This window comes from Bacillus sp. OV166 (genome assembly GCF_900177675.1).
Classification (GTDB): Bacteria; Bacillota; Bacilli; order Bacillales; family Cytobacillaceae; genus Neobacillus.
In genome coordinates, this window is the sequence record NZ_FXWM01000001.1 from 3,044,371 (window position 1) to 3,059,351 (window position 14,981).

General features: G+C 36.3%; 17 protein-coding genes and 2 pseudogenes. 13 read left to right on the forward strand and 6 right to left on the reverse strand.

Annotated features, from left to right (window positions below):
• Nucleotides 1–56 precede the first annotated feature (56 nt).
• The 4 genes and pseudogenes from CCK98_RS14675 to CCK98_RS14690 form a co-directional block, all read left to right on the forward strand.
• On the forward strand, nucleotides 57–845 hold the full coding sequence (locus tag CCK98_RS14675) for a reverse transcriptase domain-containing protein (RefSeq protein ID WP_218780160.1): 789 nt from the start codon (nucleotides 57–59) through the stop codon (nucleotides 843–845).
• Between the two features lie 518 nt (nucleotides 846–1,363).
• On the forward strand, nucleotides 1,364–2,608 hold the full coding sequence (gene ltrA, locus CCK98_RS14680; RefSeq protein ID WP_088087260.1) for a group II intron reverse transcriptase/maturase: 1,245 nt from the start codon (nucleotides 1,364–1,366) through the stop codon (nucleotides 2,606–2,608).
• Between the two features lie 184 nt (nucleotides 2,609–2,792).
• Nucleotides 2,793–3,257, forward strand: a complete 465-nt coding sequence (locus CCK98_RS14685) for a group II intron maturase-specific domain-containing protein (RefSeq protein WP_256942555.1) — start codon at nucleotides 2,793–2,795, stop codon at nucleotides 3,255–3,257.
• 44 nt (nucleotides 3,258–3,301) lie between these two features.
• Nucleotides 3,302–3,658 (forward strand): annotated as a pseudogene (locus tag CCK98_RS14690) (transposase); the annotation flags it as partial.
• Between the two features lie 60 nt (nucleotides 3,659–3,718).
• On the opposite strand, the gene CCK98_RS14695 reads toward CCK98_RS14690, so the two are convergent.
• Nucleotides 3,719–4,555 carry a dienelactone hydrolase family protein gene (locus tag CCK98_RS14695; RefSeq protein ID WP_088087262.1) on the reverse strand — a complete coding sequence of 279 codons (837 nt, stop codon included), beginning with the start codon at nucleotides 4,553–4,555 and terminating at the stop codon, nucleotides 3,719–3,721.
• Between the two features lie 571 nt (nucleotides 4,556–5,126).
• On the opposite strand from CCK98_RS14695, the gene spxA reads away from it, so the two are divergent.
• From spxA to CCK98_RS14710, 3 genes are all read left to right on the forward strand, one after another.
• Entirely contained in the window at nucleotides 5,127–5,522 is a 396-nt protein-coding gene (gene spxA / locus CCK98_RS14700) for a transcriptional regulator SpxA (RefSeq protein WP_088087263.1), read from the forward strand.
• A 97-nt stretch (nucleotides 5,523–5,619) separates the two neighbouring features.
• Nucleotides 5,620–5,754 (forward strand): BA3454 family stress response protein, encoded by a 135-nt coding sequence (locus tag CCK98_RS14705; RefSeq protein WP_088087264.1) that lies wholly within the window; start codon nucleotides 5,620–5,622, stop codon nucleotides 5,752–5,754.
• Between the two features lie 310 nt (nucleotides 5,755–6,064).
• Nucleotides 6,065–6,400 carry an IDEAL domain-containing protein gene (locus CCK98_RS14710; RefSeq protein WP_088087265.1) on the forward strand — a complete coding sequence of 112 codons (336 nt, stop codon included), beginning with the start codon at nucleotides 6,065–6,067 and terminating at the stop codon, nucleotides 6,398–6,400.
• Between the two features lie 270 nt (nucleotides 6,401–6,670).
• On the opposite strand, the gene CCK98_RS14715 is transcribed toward CCK98_RS14710, so the two are convergent.
• Both CCK98_RS14715 and CCK98_RS14720 read right to left on the reverse strand, forming a co-directional pair.
• Nucleotides 6,671–7,018 carry a nuclear transport factor 2 family protein gene (locus CCK98_RS14715; RefSeq protein ID WP_256942352.1) on the reverse strand — a complete coding sequence of 116 codons (348 nt, stop codon included), beginning with the start codon at nucleotides 7,016–7,018 and terminating at the stop codon, nucleotides 6,671–6,673.
• A 134-nt stretch (nucleotides 7,019–7,152) separates the two neighbouring features.
• Nucleotides 7,153–7,524 carry a VOC family protein gene (locus tag CCK98_RS14720; RefSeq protein WP_088087267.1) on the reverse strand — a complete coding sequence of 124 codons (372 nt, stop codon included), beginning with the start codon at nucleotides 7,522–7,524 and terminating at the stop codon, nucleotides 7,153–7,155.
• 181 nt (nucleotides 7,525–7,705) lie between these two features.
• On the opposite strand from CCK98_RS14720, the gene CCK98_RS35370 reads away from it, so the two are divergent.
• From CCK98_RS35370 to CCK98_RS14745, 6 genes are all read left to right on the forward strand, one after another.
• Nucleotides 7,706–7,876: a hypothetical protein gene (locus CCK98_RS35370; protein ID WP_179195807.1), complete on the forward strand. Its 171-nt coding sequence runs from the start codon at nucleotides 7,706–7,708 to the stop codon at nucleotides 7,874–7,876.
• Nucleotides 7,877–8,014: 138 nt separating this feature from the next.
• On the forward strand, nucleotides 8,015–8,230 hold the full coding sequence (locus tag CCK98_RS14725) for a DNA-binding protein (protein ID WP_088087268.1): 216 nt from the start codon (nucleotides 8,015–8,017) through the stop codon (nucleotides 8,228–8,230).
• Between the two features lie 225 nt (nucleotides 8,231–8,455).
• Nucleotides 8,456–9,169 (forward strand): 2OG-Fe(II) oxygenase, encoded by a 714-nt coding sequence (locus tag CCK98_RS14730; RefSeq protein ID WP_088087269.1) that lies wholly within the window; start codon nucleotides 8,456–8,458, stop codon nucleotides 9,167–9,169.
• Nucleotides 9,170–9,257: 88 nt separating this feature from the next.
• Complete coding sequence (locus CCK98_RS14735; protein WP_088087270.1) at nucleotides 9,258–9,878, forward strand: bifunctional transcriptional activator/DNA repair enzyme AdaA; 621 nt, start codon at nucleotides 9,258–9,260, stop codon at nucleotides 9,876–9,878.
• Between the two features lie 158 nt (nucleotides 9,879–10,036).
• On the forward strand, nucleotides 10,037–10,855 hold the full coding sequence (locus CCK98_RS14740) for a radical SAM protein (RefSeq protein WP_088087271.1): 819 nt from the start codon (nucleotides 10,037–10,039) through the stop codon (nucleotides 10,853–10,855).
• A 162-nt stretch (nucleotides 10,856–11,017) separates the two neighbouring features.
• Nucleotides 11,018–11,869: a DegV family protein gene (locus CCK98_RS14745; protein WP_088087272.1), complete on the forward strand. Its 852-nt coding sequence runs from the start codon at nucleotides 11,018–11,020 to the stop codon at nucleotides 11,867–11,869.
• 239 nt (nucleotides 11,870–12,108) lie between these two features.
• Here CCK98_RS14745 and CCK98_RS14750 read toward each other — a convergent pair whose 3' ends face one another.
• The 3 genes and pseudogenes from CCK98_RS14750 to CCK98_RS14760 all read right to left on the reverse strand — a co-directional run bounded on the left by CCK98_RS14750 (nucleotide 12,109) and on the right by CCK98_RS14760 (nucleotide 14,284).
• The gene (locus tag CCK98_RS14750; RefSeq protein ID WP_373408493.1) at nucleotides 12,109–12,477 is read right to left on the reverse strand and encodes a CotD family spore coat protein; all 369 of its coding nucleotides are present in this window, start codon (nucleotides 12,475–12,477) and stop codon (nucleotides 12,109–12,111) included.
• Nucleotides 12,478–12,774: 297 nt separating this feature from the next.
• Nucleotides 12,775–12,867: pseudogene (locus tag CCK98_RS37045) on the reverse strand (YjcZ family sporulation protein); the annotation flags it as partial.
• Between the two features lie 211 nt (nucleotides 12,868–13,078).
• Nucleotides 13,079–14,284 carry a hypothetical protein gene (locus tag CCK98_RS14760; RefSeq protein ID WP_088087274.1) on the reverse strand — a complete coding sequence of 402 codons (1,206 nt, stop codon included), beginning with the start codon at nucleotides 14,282–14,284 and terminating at the stop codon, nucleotides 13,079–13,081.
• Nucleotides 14,285–14,981: the final 697 nt, after the last annotated feature.

Here is a 14,981-nt window from a genome sequence, read left to right on the forward strand (position 1 = left end):
CCAGTTATCACCCTTACTAGGGACACATTTACTACACACAGAGGTAGGTATAATAAATGGAAACAAAACTAATAAGGATAGCAGAATTAGCAAAATCTGATCCTAAAATGAAATTTACATCTCTTGTACATTTATTAAATAAAAAAGCATTAGTTAAATGCCATCTTGAACTACCCAATAAGAAGGCAGTTGGGATTAACGGTACAACCAAAGAGCAGTACGGTGAGAGTTTAGAAGAAAACATAGAGGATTTAGTAAGTAGGCTCAAAAGCAAAAGTTATCGTCCTGTTCCAGTAAGGAGAATGTATATTCCAAAACTCAATTCAAACAAGAAAAGACCATTGGGAATACCAGAACATGAAGATAAAATTGTTCAAAAAGGTATTACAAAGATACTAAATACCATTTATGAAAATGATTTTCTAGATTGTTCCTTTGGATTCCGTCCAAATCGCAACTGCCATGATGCGTTGAAAATACTGAACCACTATATTGAAAAGAGGGCAGTAAATTATGTAGTAGATGTAGATATCAAAGGTTTCTTCGACAACGTTGACCACACTTGGATGATGGAGTTCTTAAAACTGCGAATCGCTGACCCTAACCTACTAAGGATAATTGGTAGGTTTCTTAAAGGTGGATACATGGAGGAAGGTAAGAAATGTAAAACAGACAATGGCATACCGCAAGGTGGAGTAATATCTCCGATATTAGCCAATGTATACCTCCATTATGTCCTCGACCTATGGTTTGAGAAAAGGGAAAGGAAACAGTGCAAGGGACAAGCATACATAGTGAGATATGCAGATGATTGTGTGCCACGAAAACTGGCGAGGTGTGCCTGAAAGGCACAATCAACTAGTTGTGCTGCACTCAAGATGAGAGTAGGCCTCTCGCAATCGCTATACAGGTAGAGGTTGCAAACCACCTTAAGGTGCTTTAGTCAAAAGCTATGGTATTGAGCGTTAAGGAAAAGGCAGAGCAAGACTTTGTCAGGTACGTATTAAGGAGACGAAAACCATTGAACCGCTGAGGAAGTATCGAAAGCGTAGTGATGTCATCAAAACTGAGGGGGAGTCGTTAACTCAGGATTAGTTCGGAGGGAACCTGTTTACTGTCCGTTCGGTGACCGGTATAAAGGCGGCGTGAACTTAATACAGGCTTGAGTGTGGAACGTGGGAACCTACGACATGGATGCCAAGGGAGAAATTCAAGTGGATGCACCACAAGAATCAGAGTACCAATGCCATGTATAGGGGCGGAATAACCCGTAGTAGTAATGAAACCTCCTAACGGAGGAGGAGCAAAGGGGTTATGTTATTCAGTTTTATGACCAAGTCAACCATTTAAATGGGAGGAACTTATGAATAAAACAAAGTCGTTTGCGATATCCAAAAAGGTAGTTTATGAAGCCTTTCTAAGAGTAAAAGCAAATAAAGGGTCAGCCGGTATTGATGAAGAGTCGATTGAAGAATTCGAAATGAATCTAAAAGATAATCTCTACAAACTATGGAACAGAATGTCCTCAGGAAGCTACTTTCCTCCAGCAGTAAAAGCTGTAGAAATACCGAAGAAAGGTGGCGGTACTAGGACACTAGGGATCCCAACTGTTGAAGATAGAATTGCACAAATGGTCGTGAAGTTGTACTTTGAACCCTCGGTGGAACCTTTCTTTCACAAGGATTCGTACGGTTATAGACCCAATAAAAGTGCAATTCAAGCATTAGAGATAACCCGTAAAAGGTGCTGGAAATACAACTGGGTTCTAGAATTCGATATAAAAGGACTATTCGACAACATTGACCAAGGTTTACTAATGAAAGCAGTGGAAAAGCACACAAGTAATAAATGGGTAAAACTCTATATTAATAGATGGCTAAAGGCACCTTTTCAAACAAAAGAAGGGATAGTAGAACGGACTTCTGGTACACCGCAAGGTGGAGTTATAAGTCCAGTTCTAGCAAATCTATTTCTTCATTACACATTTGATAAGTGGATGACTATAAACCATACAAATAATCCTTTTGCGAGATATGCAGATGACGCAGTTATCCACTGCGAATCAGAAGCTGAGGCAACAGAATTGCTTATATCACTTAACAAAAGGATGAAGGAATGTAAACTGGAACTACATCCAACCAAAACACGAATTGTGTATTGTAAAGATGCAGATAGGAAAGAAAATCACGAAAATATTTCGTTCGATTTTCTTGGATATACGTTCAGACCAAGACGTTCCAAAAACAGATGGGGAAAGCATTTTATTAATTTTACACCAGCGATTAGTAATAAGTCTAAGAAATCAATTCGGCAAAAAGTAAGGGACTGGAAGCTACAGTTAAAAGCCGAAAAGGACCTTACGGACCTATCAAATATGTTTAACTCACAGATTATAGGGTGGATTAATTACTATGGCAAGTTCTACAAATCTGAAATGTACTCAACATTAAGACACATCAATAAAGCCTTAATAATGTGGGCAAGGAAGAAATACAAAAGGTTAGCTCGTCACAAGAAAAGAGCTGAATACTTATTAGGTAGAATTGCAAAACAGATTCCAAAACTATTTAAACATTGGGAAATAGGTATCAAGCCTACGGCTGAATAATGGGAGCCGGATGAGCTGAGAGGTTCACGTCCGGTTCTGAGAGGGGCTACTGGGGAGGTTCCAGTGGCCTACTTGCCTTGTTTGTTGTTTTCAATATAAAAGTGAAGCCCAGCAATTCTTCCATTCATTAAAGTTTAGATTAAAGAAATTTAATCTAGAAATAGCCGAGGATAAAACCAAAATTATTCCTTTCGGGCGGTTTGCGGAGCAAAATGCAAATCAACAGGGGAGAAATAAACCAGCAACTTTTGATTTCCTTGGGTTTACACACTATTGTGGGAAAAGTAAACAAGGGAAATTTCGAGTAAAACGGAAATCAAGTAGAAAGAAAGTACAAGGTAAACTAAAAGAAACGAAAGAATGGCTGAAGAGTAATAGAAGTAAAGATATTCATACGATTATGGATAGATTTAAACGCTCACTAATAGGTTATTACAACTATTATTGCATCTCTGATAATACCCAAAATGTTAACAACTTCAAAGACAAAATCGAAAAGTTATTGTTTAAGTGGCTCAATAGAAGAAGCCAAAGGAAATCCTTTACATGGGATAAATTCAGTCTATTTCTTAATAAATATCCACTTCCATCACCAAGAATAAAAGTGAATATATATGATTTAAGAAAAGAGATTAGCTACATTCTGTAAATGATAACTAGGAGGAGCCGTGTGCGTTAATAGCGCAAGCACGGTTAGTAGGCGACATGCTGGAACAAGCTTTAGAGGTTTTAATTCCAGAAGATAAGTTAATCCTCCACTCAGATTAAGGATGGCATTATCAGATGGCCAAGTACCAGAAAACTCTAGAAGACCGGAATATTACACAAAGCATGTCCCGAAAGGGAAACTGTCTCGATAATGCCGTTATCGAGAACTTCTTTGGCATCCTTAAGACAGAACTTCTCTATCTCCAGGAGTTTGAAAGTATTGAGCATTTTATACAGGAATTACATGATTATATTCACTACTACAACAATATCCGCATGAAGAAAAAGTTAATGGACCTGAGCCCAGTAGAATACAGGTCTCAGGTCCAACAGGTTGCCTAAAATATATATGTCTAATTTTTTTGGTTCACTTCACTTCACTTATGTGGTGTTTTATTTACTTTAACCAATATTATTCCCTTTCGGATTCAAAATTCCATGGAAAAAGCTTAATACTCTTTGGAAAGCATCCCTAGCTGCAACGACATTATAGGATGCTCGTGTATCGTTAAAAAACGCATGTCCTGTTTGAGGATAAATTTGATAGTCAAAAGTCTTACCGTTTTGTTTCATCTGTTCTGCAAAAGCAGGAACATTGTCCGTAATACGTTTATCTTGATCCCCGTAAAATCCATATACCGGGCAATTAATATTCTGTAATTCGTCCTCAGACGGTGCATTCCCATAAAAAATAACCGCTCCATTTAACTGCTCATCACGGCAGGACAAAAGTCCGGATAGGGCTCCACCCATACAGAATCCAATCGAAACAACACCTTGACCCTTGGTCGAAGTATTTTCTTCCCTTATGTATTTCGTGGTGGCTAAAAGCTTCTCGATATAGTCAGAAGAGTGCATGCCTCCAAACATTCTTTCAAAGGTTTTGGTCACACGGTCTTGTTTTTCTGCATCCAGTTCAGCTAACGCTTTATCTCTTTCGCCTGGATTGTTCCACGCGGAATGAGGTAAAGAGTCCAGAAATGCCTTAACCTCTTCCACTCGTTCCGTCCGTAGATCCTCGATTCTCTCTCCGTCATTGGCATATAAATCAGGCGCAAACGCAAGGTATCCAGCCTGTGCAAATCGATTGGTTATGTCCTGAATGTGTGCATCCACACCCCAGATTTCTTGGATAACAATGACAGCTGGAAGGTTTTCATTTGCACGATCCATCTTTGCCATATATCCAATATGTTCTTTGTTTTTTCCATAACGAACCCACTGAGTTTCTAACGCCATGCGATCCCCTCCATTTAATTGTAATTGGCTATTCCTATTAACATGTTAGCAAACTCCTCTATAAAATCAAAATATTAAGAATGGAAATCAAAAAGACCGTTAATATATGTAGTTTTTATCACTTTTATAAAAGGGGAAAATCCATTCTAAGGAAAAATAAGGAAGAAAAAATATTATGCTTTATTCAGCTAACGGGGTGCATTATTACAATAAGTCGAGATGTATTTTTTTATTGTTATAACGAATCCTCCTAGTTATTGAAGTTTGTTTCGTTTTGCCTTTATTTGTTAATAACTTCCGCATAGTAGATGGAGGTTATCCTGCTACTAAATCGTCTTCTTCCTTCGGCAAACATTCAATAAATATTGATGAAAAACTAAAACCGAAGATGGTTATAGATGGTATAATGATAGCTTTGTCAAAATGTCTTCCATATACATTTGATAATCAATCCAAAACTTTACAATTGACAAAATGAACTGTATCGATTAAATTTACAGTATGGTAACTGTAAGATTTTTTATTACATTTAAAAATACTTGCCAAAATACACTAAGGAGTGTGTAAAAGTATGGTGACTGTTTATACCACACCGAGTTGTGGTTCTTGCCGAAAAGCGAAAGCTTGGCTTGAAGAGCATCGAATTGAGTATATGGAAAGAAACATCTTATCTCAGCCCTTTACAGTCGATGAGATTAAATCGATTCTTCGCATGACGGAAGAGGGGACGAGCGAAATTATTTCAACTAATTCGAAGGCGTTCCAAGAATTAAACGTAAATATTGAAACTCTTCCGCTTAATGAATTGTATAAATTAATAATGGAGCATCCTAAAATGGTGCGCCGGCCAATTATCCTCGACGAAAAAAGATTACAGGTTGGATATAACGAGGACGAAATTCGTAGTTTTTTGCCCCGTAGGATACGAAATTATTTGTACACCGAATTGCAAAAAGAGGCCAATTAAATTGAAATAATAAGGGCAAAATCCTTAGTCTTTACACTTAAAACTAAAGCCAAAATATATTAAATTTTATATATGTTTTTAAAAGGAGGAATACCGGATGATTGAAGTTTTCGTGACAGTAAATTATAAAAATCGGAATTACCATACCAATGTCCTAGCGGAAAAAGATATGACATGGGAAAAAATTAAACGGATCGCAGAAGAACAAGTCAAAAAACAATGGGAGATTTAAATAAATCGGCATATCCACGGACTTAGAAAAGCTATATTCTTGACTTGCCAATCTGTAATGATTAGTAGACCAGTACGTTATTAATTTTAAAAGAGTTCTCTGTAACATTTTCTTCGGAGTAGAAGAACATCTGGGAGAATATTTAAAGGTGTATTCAATCAAAGAGATTGTCATTTTGTTAATAAGCGTGAGTGCCCGGATTAGAACTGCAGATTTCTTTAAGTAAAATGTAATAAAAAAGATTACAGATTAATTAATGCTGGCATATCCTAGGATTAAACGAAAAAAAATTAAGAAGGTGAAAAAAACTATGTTCTCCAATAATAATACGATTTTAAAAACAGGGGATTGGATTAAGGCAGAATCACTGGAGGGCGAATTAATCATTGGTTATATTGAATCACTGTCAAGTATAGAAGGAATAGTGAAGGTAACGGTTGTTACAAGTGACAATAATCAAGCGATTGGCAAAACAATTCCTTTTTTAAGTAAACGGGTGAAAAAACTGCCTGTTTCTAATGTAACCAACAAGTCACAAATTGAATTCCTCCTAGATCTGGCTTTATCAACAGGGGATAAGGAATGGTTTTTGGCGCTTTCTGCGGAATTAAACGCGATGAAGCAGCTAGTTAATGGAGTACTTTAAAACTACACATTGAATTCCGTTTGGTTTGAATTTTGATAAAAGGAATATCCAATGTTTATTGGAAAGGTTAGTCCAAATAGTTGAACAAAAAGGTGCTTAAATCCAGAAACGGATTAATGCACCTTTTTTACATAAGCATTTGCTTAAATGTGTTACCTGTTTTCATGAAAAACGAATCCACGTAATCTCCTAATTTGTCAGATTAAATTTCGGAACAAACAAGTAACAAAAAGGATAAACGTGTTTTAGCAGCACATCCATTTAATTAAGTTAGAACATGCCGTTTTCATTAGGGGAATCCTCTGGTAGGGGTTGTCCTATATCCCACAATTCAACGATTTGGTTATCTTGGAAACGGAAGATATGTACAACAGCTCCTCCAAGATCCTCTGGATTTTGTTTCACATGAGAGTAAACTGAAACCATATCTCTCTCTTGAAGTACAAGTTTGACCTCAAGTATTTTATGAGGGTTCATAGTTGAGTTCTCTTCCATCGCAAGCATGAGTGATTCTGCATCGCCACGGAAATAGGGGTTGTGGTGACGAAAGTCAGGACTTATGTATGTCTGGTATGCTTCACGAACTTTCCCTGAAGCTACGAGCTGTAGAAAAGACACAGCTTTCTCTTTGAGTTCGATGTAGACTGCTGATCCGTACTCATTTCAATCATCCTTTCCTTTCAAGAATTAAACTGTTAGAAATAATAGAAGTTTAAGGTACTAAAACTCTTCTGCCTTTATTTCCTCTTTTTTCACCGATGCTGATCGACAAGAATTTGATTCCCGTCTGGATCTTCAATGATAAAATGTGCTGGTCCCTCTTTTGTTTCAGCTGCTTCAGTCAGCATTTTTATTCCTTCAGCCTTAAGTTGTTTTTGAATGTCTCGAATGTCCGTAAACGATTCAAGATTTTCGGCACTTTCATTCCATCCTGGATTAAAGGTCAGAATGTTCTTTTCAAACATTCCTTGGAATAGCCCAATGATGCAATTTTCATTCTTCATAATAAGCCAATTTTGACTAATGTCACCACCAAAAGCTTGAAATCCCAGTTTTTCGTAGAATGACTTAGATAGATGAATGTCTTTAACGTTTAAACTCACTGAAAAAGCTCCCAGGTTCATATATACTCCTCCTTCTAACTTATCTATTTTTACTATAAATGAGTGCTTTGAAATTCTCAACATTTACCATATAATTAAATTGGTCATAGGTTTATTTCACATGCCAAACAAAAAATAAAAATTGCAAAAATATACTTTTATTAATGTTAAAACAATAGATACGAGATAGGAGAGGAGTACGGTGAATACCTTTAAAGAGAGAAGAAAAGCCCGAAGAGACAAGAGAAAAGAAGAAGGAAAGGAATCCATATGGTGGGAATTCCTTGATATCTTTTTGGATATAGCAGAATTAATCGGACCAAGTCTTATTCGGTCTATTCGGTCAGCCATAAAATTCCTGGAACATCATTAATATGATTATTTAAGGGATTGAATTGGATGTGTGAAAATCGATACCTTAGTTCTTTATTTATAGATTTAGTTTGATATATTACTGAGAAACGAAGTAAAAAAATAAATATTTAGTTCTTCAATAATGAAAGGAGAAAATATGGACAAATTCAATAATATACCACTAGAAAATGATTTCCCCAATATTGGTAAACCTGCTACAAGAGCCCTTATCAATGCTGGCTACTATAAACTTGATCAATTGACCAAGGTTACTGAGTCAGAAATACTGAAGTTACATGGTGTTGGACCGAAAGCGGTGCGAATACTGAATGAAGCTCTTAAAGGAAAACAATTATCTTTTGCTGGAAAATAAGTAAAAAGAAGAAAAGCTTATTTTTCAACGTTTCTTACATTTTGTAAGGAACTTTTTTATTTACCAGAAATACTCTCATATGGCTCAAAGGATGTAATTTTAAGTCCACAGGAACCGTCACCATGGCCCTTTGTTATCTTGCTATTATATTCTAAACACCTTATTTTTTTCTATTTATTAGGCTATAGTATAAATCATCAAGAAAGCTAAATAGGGGCGATAAAAATGGTCCAAGATATAAAAACACGTGTAAAAAGTTTAAATTGGGATTCAATTCAAAACGAATTAGATGAGCAAGGGTTTGCAAAGCTTCCAGCAATATTAACAAAAGAGGAATGCGACTTCTTCATGAAACTTTATAGTAAGGAAGAGTCATACAGAACGACAATCAATATGACGAGATATCGCTTTGGGAATGGGGAGTATAAATATTTTTCCTATCCATTACCTGAGATCATCCAAAGTTTAAGAGAGTCCTTTTATCCAGAGTTGGCTAAAACAGCAAATCGATGGTTGGGCTATTTAAAGAAACCAGAACTGTTTCCAGATCATCTTCAAGAATTTTTGAGAACATGTGAAGAATATGAACAAACTAGACCGACACCCCTAATATTAAAGTATGAAACAGGCGGGTTTAATTGTTTGCACCAAGATTTATATGGAGATGTATTTTTCCCATTTCAAGTAGTATTTGTATTAAATCAACGAGATAAAGACTTTTGCGGTGGAGAGTCCTTATTAGTGGAACAAATTCCTCGTGCTCAGAGCAGGGGGCATGTGATTACTCTAGAACAAGGCAGTGCTCTAATCTTTCCTAGTAACCATAGACCTGCTCTTGGTAAAAAAGGGTATTACAAAAATACGGTTCGTCACGGAGTAAGTACGGTTACCTCTGGAGAACGATACGGTCTTGGAATCATTTTTCATGATTCAAAATAAATATTAAATTTTTATATCTTGCTATTTCATTCCTAGAATTGTAAATTCTGAATTTATAGGGGGTATAATGTAAGGAGAGGTGAGATAAATGCCGGATCGTATCAGTAATGAATTACAAGAGTGTGAAGAACATGGAATTTTGACTGACGTGGACATGATGACAAATGAAAAGTGGCAAGCAATTATAGACAATGATGCTTCGTACAATAATCAATTTTTCTATGCTGTAAAGACCACAGGAATCTTCTGTAAACCATCTTGCAAATCTCGCATTCCCAAAAAAGAAAATATACGTATTTTTTTAAACGCAGAACAAGCGCTCCGTGCAAATTTTCGCCCTTGTAAACGATGCAAGCCTACTAATGAGAGATTGCCTGATAGTGAGTGGGTGGCTTTTATCACTGAATACGTTGATAAAAATTTCATAGAAAAATTAACTCTAGAAACATTAGCAAATATTGCTCATGGGAGTCCCTATCATTTGCATCGAACGTTTAAAAAAATTAAAGGCATCACACCAGTTGAATATATCCAACAGGTGAGAGTAAACGCTGCTAAAGAGTATTTGATTCACACAAATAAAGCGATTGCGGATCTCGCCATATGTGTAGGTATGCCTAATGCGTCCTATTTTATTACATTATTTAAAAAGAAAACCGGACATACACCAGCACAATTTCGTCAAATGAGTAAAATGGAGAAAATGTAAAAGGGAATCAAAGAATAAACCAACCCTCTAAGTATCGATCATTAACCAGCTATCGTGGTGAATTAGAAGTGAAGAAATTGCATTTGAATCTGGAAAGACAGATCTCATCCAGCAATAAGTGATTATTTAGGTACATTGAATGGAAAGGAGGTCCCAAAATGAAAAGTGAATTGTTCTATAAAACCCCGAAAACCATACTTAATAAAGGTACAGGCTTTCTTTCTGGATATACTCATTCACTAAATCCTTATACAGGCTGTTCATTTGGGTGTTCATACTGTTATGTACGTCAAATGCCTGTATCCCTCTTTCGAGAAGGGGAATGGGGAAATTGGGTTGATGTTAAAAACGGAGCTGCGAATTTATTAAGGAAGGAGCTTCATCGCGCCAAAGCCAAAGGGAATGTAACCATTTTCATGTCATCAAGTACAGACCCGTATCAACCCGTAGAGCATAAGGAAAAAGTGACACGTTCTTTACTAGAGGTTATGGTAGAAGATCCCCCTGAATTCTTATTAGTACAGACGAGAAGCCCACTTGTAAGTCGAGATATCGATTTGCTGCGGCATTTAAAAGATAAAGTCCGGGTAAGTATGACGATTGAAACGGATTCGGAAACGATACGTAAACATTTTACTCCAGAGGCCCCTCCTATTCAGGCACGCTTCAAGACATTGGAAAAATTAGTGGATGCAGGTATACCAACCCAAGTGGCGATTGCACCCATATTACCGAGTGGAGAATATTTTCCTGAGAAATTGAAGCCATTCGTCGATCGGATATGTATGGATGACTACTTTATGGGGGATGGCAGTGGAGGAAAACGCACAAGAAAACTTAGAATCGAGAAAAAATATGCCCAACTTGGTTTAGAAGAATGGTATGGACCGCAAGTTATTAAAAAAGTATATAAGAGATTTATAGATATCTTTCCGGAAAATCAGGTTTATCTGAGCCAGAAAGGGTTTGAGCCGTAAAGAGAACAGGGTGTGATTACATGTGTAAAAATCATAAGAAAAGTAATGAAAATAGAAATGGCAAAAATACATTCACACCGTTAGGTCCCAGTATTGCGTAAACATTCCAAGGATGTCTCCGAAGGACTGGAGAGAAATTAAAGTAAGAAATGGGGGATATTTATGAGAAGAATTATTTTGTCGACAGAGAGTGGTGCGGATTTACCTGAAGAATTAGCTGATAAACATAATGTCCAGGTGGTCCCGATGCACGTGATTATCGATGGGCAGGATTACTTAGATGGAACGATACCTGTAACGGATATTTATGACTACTACGAGCGGACAAAGAAAATACCCTCTACAACATCGACAAATTCCCATGAATATCTTGAATTTTTCAAGAAGATAAAAAATGATTTTCCAGATTGCATCATTATACATATTGGTTATACGTCAAAGGCATCGTCTTCCTTTCAAAATGCAATCATCGCAACGGAAGATTTGAATGATATTTTTCTAATTGATGCTTTGAACGTAACAGGTGGATTAACTGCGATTGTAATGTATGCGGTTACCTTATTAGCGAATGAACCTTCAATTGACCCTGCCCAATTAGTAAAGAAGATTGAATCAAAAGTTCCTAAATCAAGACTGGCTTTCGTTCCCGGAAGTTTAGAATTTTTAAGGGCAGGAGGACGAGTCAGTAATCTAGCTTATCTCGGTGGGGCTTTGTTAAAAATAAAGCCGCGTATTGAACTAATTGATGGAAATCTTGTTTCAACAAAAAAATATCGTGGGAAAATGGATGTTGTTTCCGAGAAACTTATGCGAGATTATTTAAATCAATACGAAATTGATAGAGAACAACTCTATCTACTTTACTCTATCGGACTTGATGAAAGTATTAAGCAGGGGATGAATGAATTCGCAAAAGAAACAGGTTTCAAAAATGTAAAATGGATTCAAGCAGGCGCAATGATTTCTACACATGCTGGACCTGGTGGTATCGGAATTGCAGGCTTAGAAGTATAGTACGGTCAAAACCAGTACTTATATGGGATTAGCAACAACCTTAGCTGAAATTTTTTAGGAACTGTATTGTTTTATTTTTCTTCCTATTGACCCATATTGTGAAGAAGAACGACTTATTAATTTTCAGTAAAAAAGGTACTTAAGGAGAATTTGTTTCTCAGAACTTTTAAAGAATATGCAATTGTTTTGTATTTGCTAACAAAATCCCCCCCTAACCGGGGGGATAAAAGAAGCTAGAATTAAAATGGTCTTGGCGGACAACAAGGATTGTATGGAACTCCGCACATTGTATGTGTTTCACAACATTCATTTACACATGACTCGGTATGTGGGAAATAGTGTTGATGATTAATCATTTGCTTATTGACTGTAGTAGTGTGAGAAGGATGTAAATGCGTTACAACTTTATTGAATATATTTGTCTTAACATATTGTTGTCCTGGTGAAACCAACGGTGGATCATACTGAGCAGGAAACACTTGAGGTGGGCAGTATTGTGGACATCCTTGTGGTGGAAAGTATTGGGCTTGCATCGGTTGTAATGGAGCTATCTGATTTGGCATTATATTGGGTGGAAAACCACCAAACCCACTTTGTCTATTCATCATTAAATGACCTCCATATGAATTTGTCTTGTTACATCATTAGTCTATGTGAACTTTTATTGTGTGGACTAGTTTGATACCTAATTTTGAAATAAAAATTATGTAAACTAAAAGATTGATTTGTTCAAAAGAGGAATCGGAAAGCATGTTAAAGTACCTTAAAGTTAATCAAATAGACAGGTCATAACGACCTGTCAGAGTACGAAATCTTAACGTTGTTTTGACGTGAGGGGATTACCAACAAAAGCCTCCACCATAACCAACGCCACCGTAGCCAGCACCGTAGCCACCGCCATAGCTACCACCAACAAAGGATGCACCTACGATGATTAAAAGAATAAACAGTACAACAATAAAAGCAAATCCGGATCCGAAATTAGTACCTTCGCTCATATTTAACACCACCTTTTGAGAACATAAACTACCATATGTAAGGAACGGGGTTTTGTTGAGAGATAAATTAAAACGAATAAATTGAAATTATTGGCTAATTTTTCTTTTTATTCAATTGGCGTTAGGAAACTAAGGTATTTGTTGAACTAACGAAGCAGTTTAAAAAGAGTTCTATTTAAAAAGGAACCGCGATTGGCGATTCCTAAGATTATTATTTATTTTCTACGTTTAGGGTACTAAATGAATTGTTAAGTGCTGTTTTACACTTGTTTACATCAGGATTCGATGAACGAACTGCTGCTAATACAACATCAATTGTTCCATCAATATTTGTCCATGTAGCGCCATCGATTTTTCGAAGCTTAGGTTCCAGTGTGTCCCATTGATGTTCTAATTCATCTGCCCCATTTTTCGCTGAAGCAAAGTCGTTTTTATTTACAGCGTTTAGCATATCATTTTCAATTTTAACAAAATCGTTTAATTGACCTGCTAATGTAGCTTGCTCTTCAGCACCTTGTGATGCAATATTATTACTGCGCCAGTTATAACCACCTATACCAACAACTAAGAAAATTACGAGTACAACAATCGTTTGTGTTAGCACATGTTTCTTATTTGCATTTCTTTGGTTTGTTTCCGCTATATCACTTTTAACATTTGTATCAATTTTTGAAACGGCAAGGAAAACGATGATCGCTAAAATAGCGATAAGAAAAATCACACTCGTACCGGTTGTCCCGAGTCCTAATCCGCCATTTACTTTTGATTGAGATAGGTAATCTCCAATTGACGCTCCAAGCGGACGAGTTAAAATATACGCAATCCAGAAAGCTAATACTCCGTCAAGTTTCAAAAATTTATAAGCTAAGAACACAAGAGCAATAATAATAACAACGCCTATTCCTGTGTTAAGATAACCAAAACCAAGTTGTTCGGAGTATAAATCGCCGACCGCTGTTCCAAGTGCAAAGGTGAAAAGGATCGTAAGCCAGTAGAAAACCTCTCTTTTTCTAGTAAAAATCGAGTGGATCGATAGTGTTTTTTCACTAAGATACCATAATAGAAAAGTCAGTCCTAGTAGCACCGAGAAAACAGCTGTGCTAACCTCAAGTGCTACGCCCATATTATCTGTCAAGTTATCCGTTACCAATGTTCCAAATACGCTTATAAGAACAACTGTTACCCAGTAAATCGCTGGAACATATTTGCTTGCTTTAAATTGAAAAAACAATGTAATTAAAAATGCAGCTCCCATAATAATGGTTGTAAGAGTTAAACCAAGTCCAATGTTGAAATTGATGAAATCAGCAAATGTTTCACCAACAGTTGTACACAAAATTTTGATGATCCAAAAGAAAATCGTCACTTGTGGCACTTTGTTAAGTAAAATTTTCATTTTATTTTGGTTTTCTTGCATATATAATTTCCTTTCTTTAAAGTGGTTGCCCACAACTTAATTTTATTTCTCTCTCTAAATAAGGATACCTATCCAAATCTAGGTTTATCATTTAGGAAGTCCGCGCTGTTTCTCCCACAATGGTTGCTATAATCTTGACGATTTCAAAAAATATGGTGACTTGTGATTCTTTGCTTATCATTTACCGATCTGAAGGTTGGACTATTTCAGTTTGTTCAGAAAATGCTGAGTTTTCTTAAAAAGGAACTCATCTCCTTTTTGGAAGTAGTCATTGTTTCCATCGCTCATTTTCATTTGTGATGATGTTAGTCTCTACTTCTCTACTATAATAGAAATCGGGGGGCTATTTATTAAAAACTGATTAAAATTAACTTAAGTGTCTATTAAGTATAAGCGGCATTTTCTTATTGTATTTACGGTCCAGGAGTGTTTAAGAAGGGAAAGTAATTTTTCATACTGGGAGGTGAAAAGGATGAGAAGGGATTACTTGAAGTTATTTTACCAGAAAGGGGAAATATTAAGCTTTTCAAGTCTATCCCAATTTCATTGTTGATGGTATCTCAATATTTTCCTTTCTATATAGAGGAGTTTAGTTGAAGAATAAATGCATAAATATTTAAATACGAGGGATTTCCAAAAGTTAATTTATTAGGTGTGCCAATTAAGATTGACTTTATTAGTTTAGGGGAGATAATAC

Coding starts and splice junctions, on each gene's coding strand:
- CCK98_RS14675 (WP_218780160.1), top strand. CDS start 57: ATGGAAACAAAACTAATAAGGATAGCAGAATTAGCAAAATCTGATCCT.
- ltrA (WP_088087260.1), top strand. CDS start 1,364: ATGAATAAAACAAAGTCGTTTGCGATATCCAAAAAGGTAGTTTATGAA.
- CCK98_RS14695 (WP_088087262.1), bottom strand. CDS start 4,555: ATGGCGTTAGAAACTCAGTGGGTTCGTTATGGAAAAAACAAAGAACAT.
- spxA (WP_088087263.1), top strand. CDS start 5,127: ATGGTGACTGTTTATACCACACCGAGTTGTGGTTCTTGCCGAAAAGCG.
- CCK98_RS14705 (WP_088087264.1), top strand. CDS start 5,620: ATGATTGAAGTTTTCGTGACAGTAAATTATAAAAATCGGAATTACCAT.
- CCK98_RS14710 (WP_088087265.1), top strand. CDS start 6,065: ATGTTCTCCAATAATAATACGATTTTAAAAACAGGGGATTGGATTAAG.
- CCK98_RS14720 (WP_088087267.1), bottom strand. CDS start 7,524: ATGAACCTGGGAGCTTTTTCAGTGAGTTTAAACGTTAAAGACATTCAT.
- CCK98_RS14725 (WP_088087268.1), top strand. CDS start 8,015: ATGGACAAATTCAATAATATACCACTAGAAAATGATTTCCCCAATATT.
- CCK98_RS14730 (WP_088087269.1), top strand. CDS start 8,456: ATGGTCCAAGATATAAAAACACGTGTAAAAAGTTTAAATTGGGATTCA.
- CCK98_RS14735 (WP_088087270.1), top strand. CDS start 9,258: ATGCCGGATCGTATCAGTAATGAATTACAAGAGTGTGAAGAACATGGA.
- CCK98_RS14740 (WP_088087271.1), top strand. CDS start 10,037: ATGAAAAGTGAATTGTTCTATAAAACCCCGAAAACCATACTTAATAAA.
- CCK98_RS14745 (WP_088087272.1), top strand. CDS start 11,018: ATGAGAAGAATTATTTTGTCGACAGAGAGTGGTGCGGATTTACCTGAA.
- CCK98_RS14750 (WP_373408493.1), bottom strand. CDS start 12,477: ATGATGAATAGACAAAGTGGGTTTGGTGGTTTTCCACCCAATATAATG.
- CCK98_RS14760 (WP_088087274.1), bottom strand. CDS start 14,284: ATGCAAGAAAACCAAAATAAAATGAAAATTTTACTTAACAAAGTGCCA.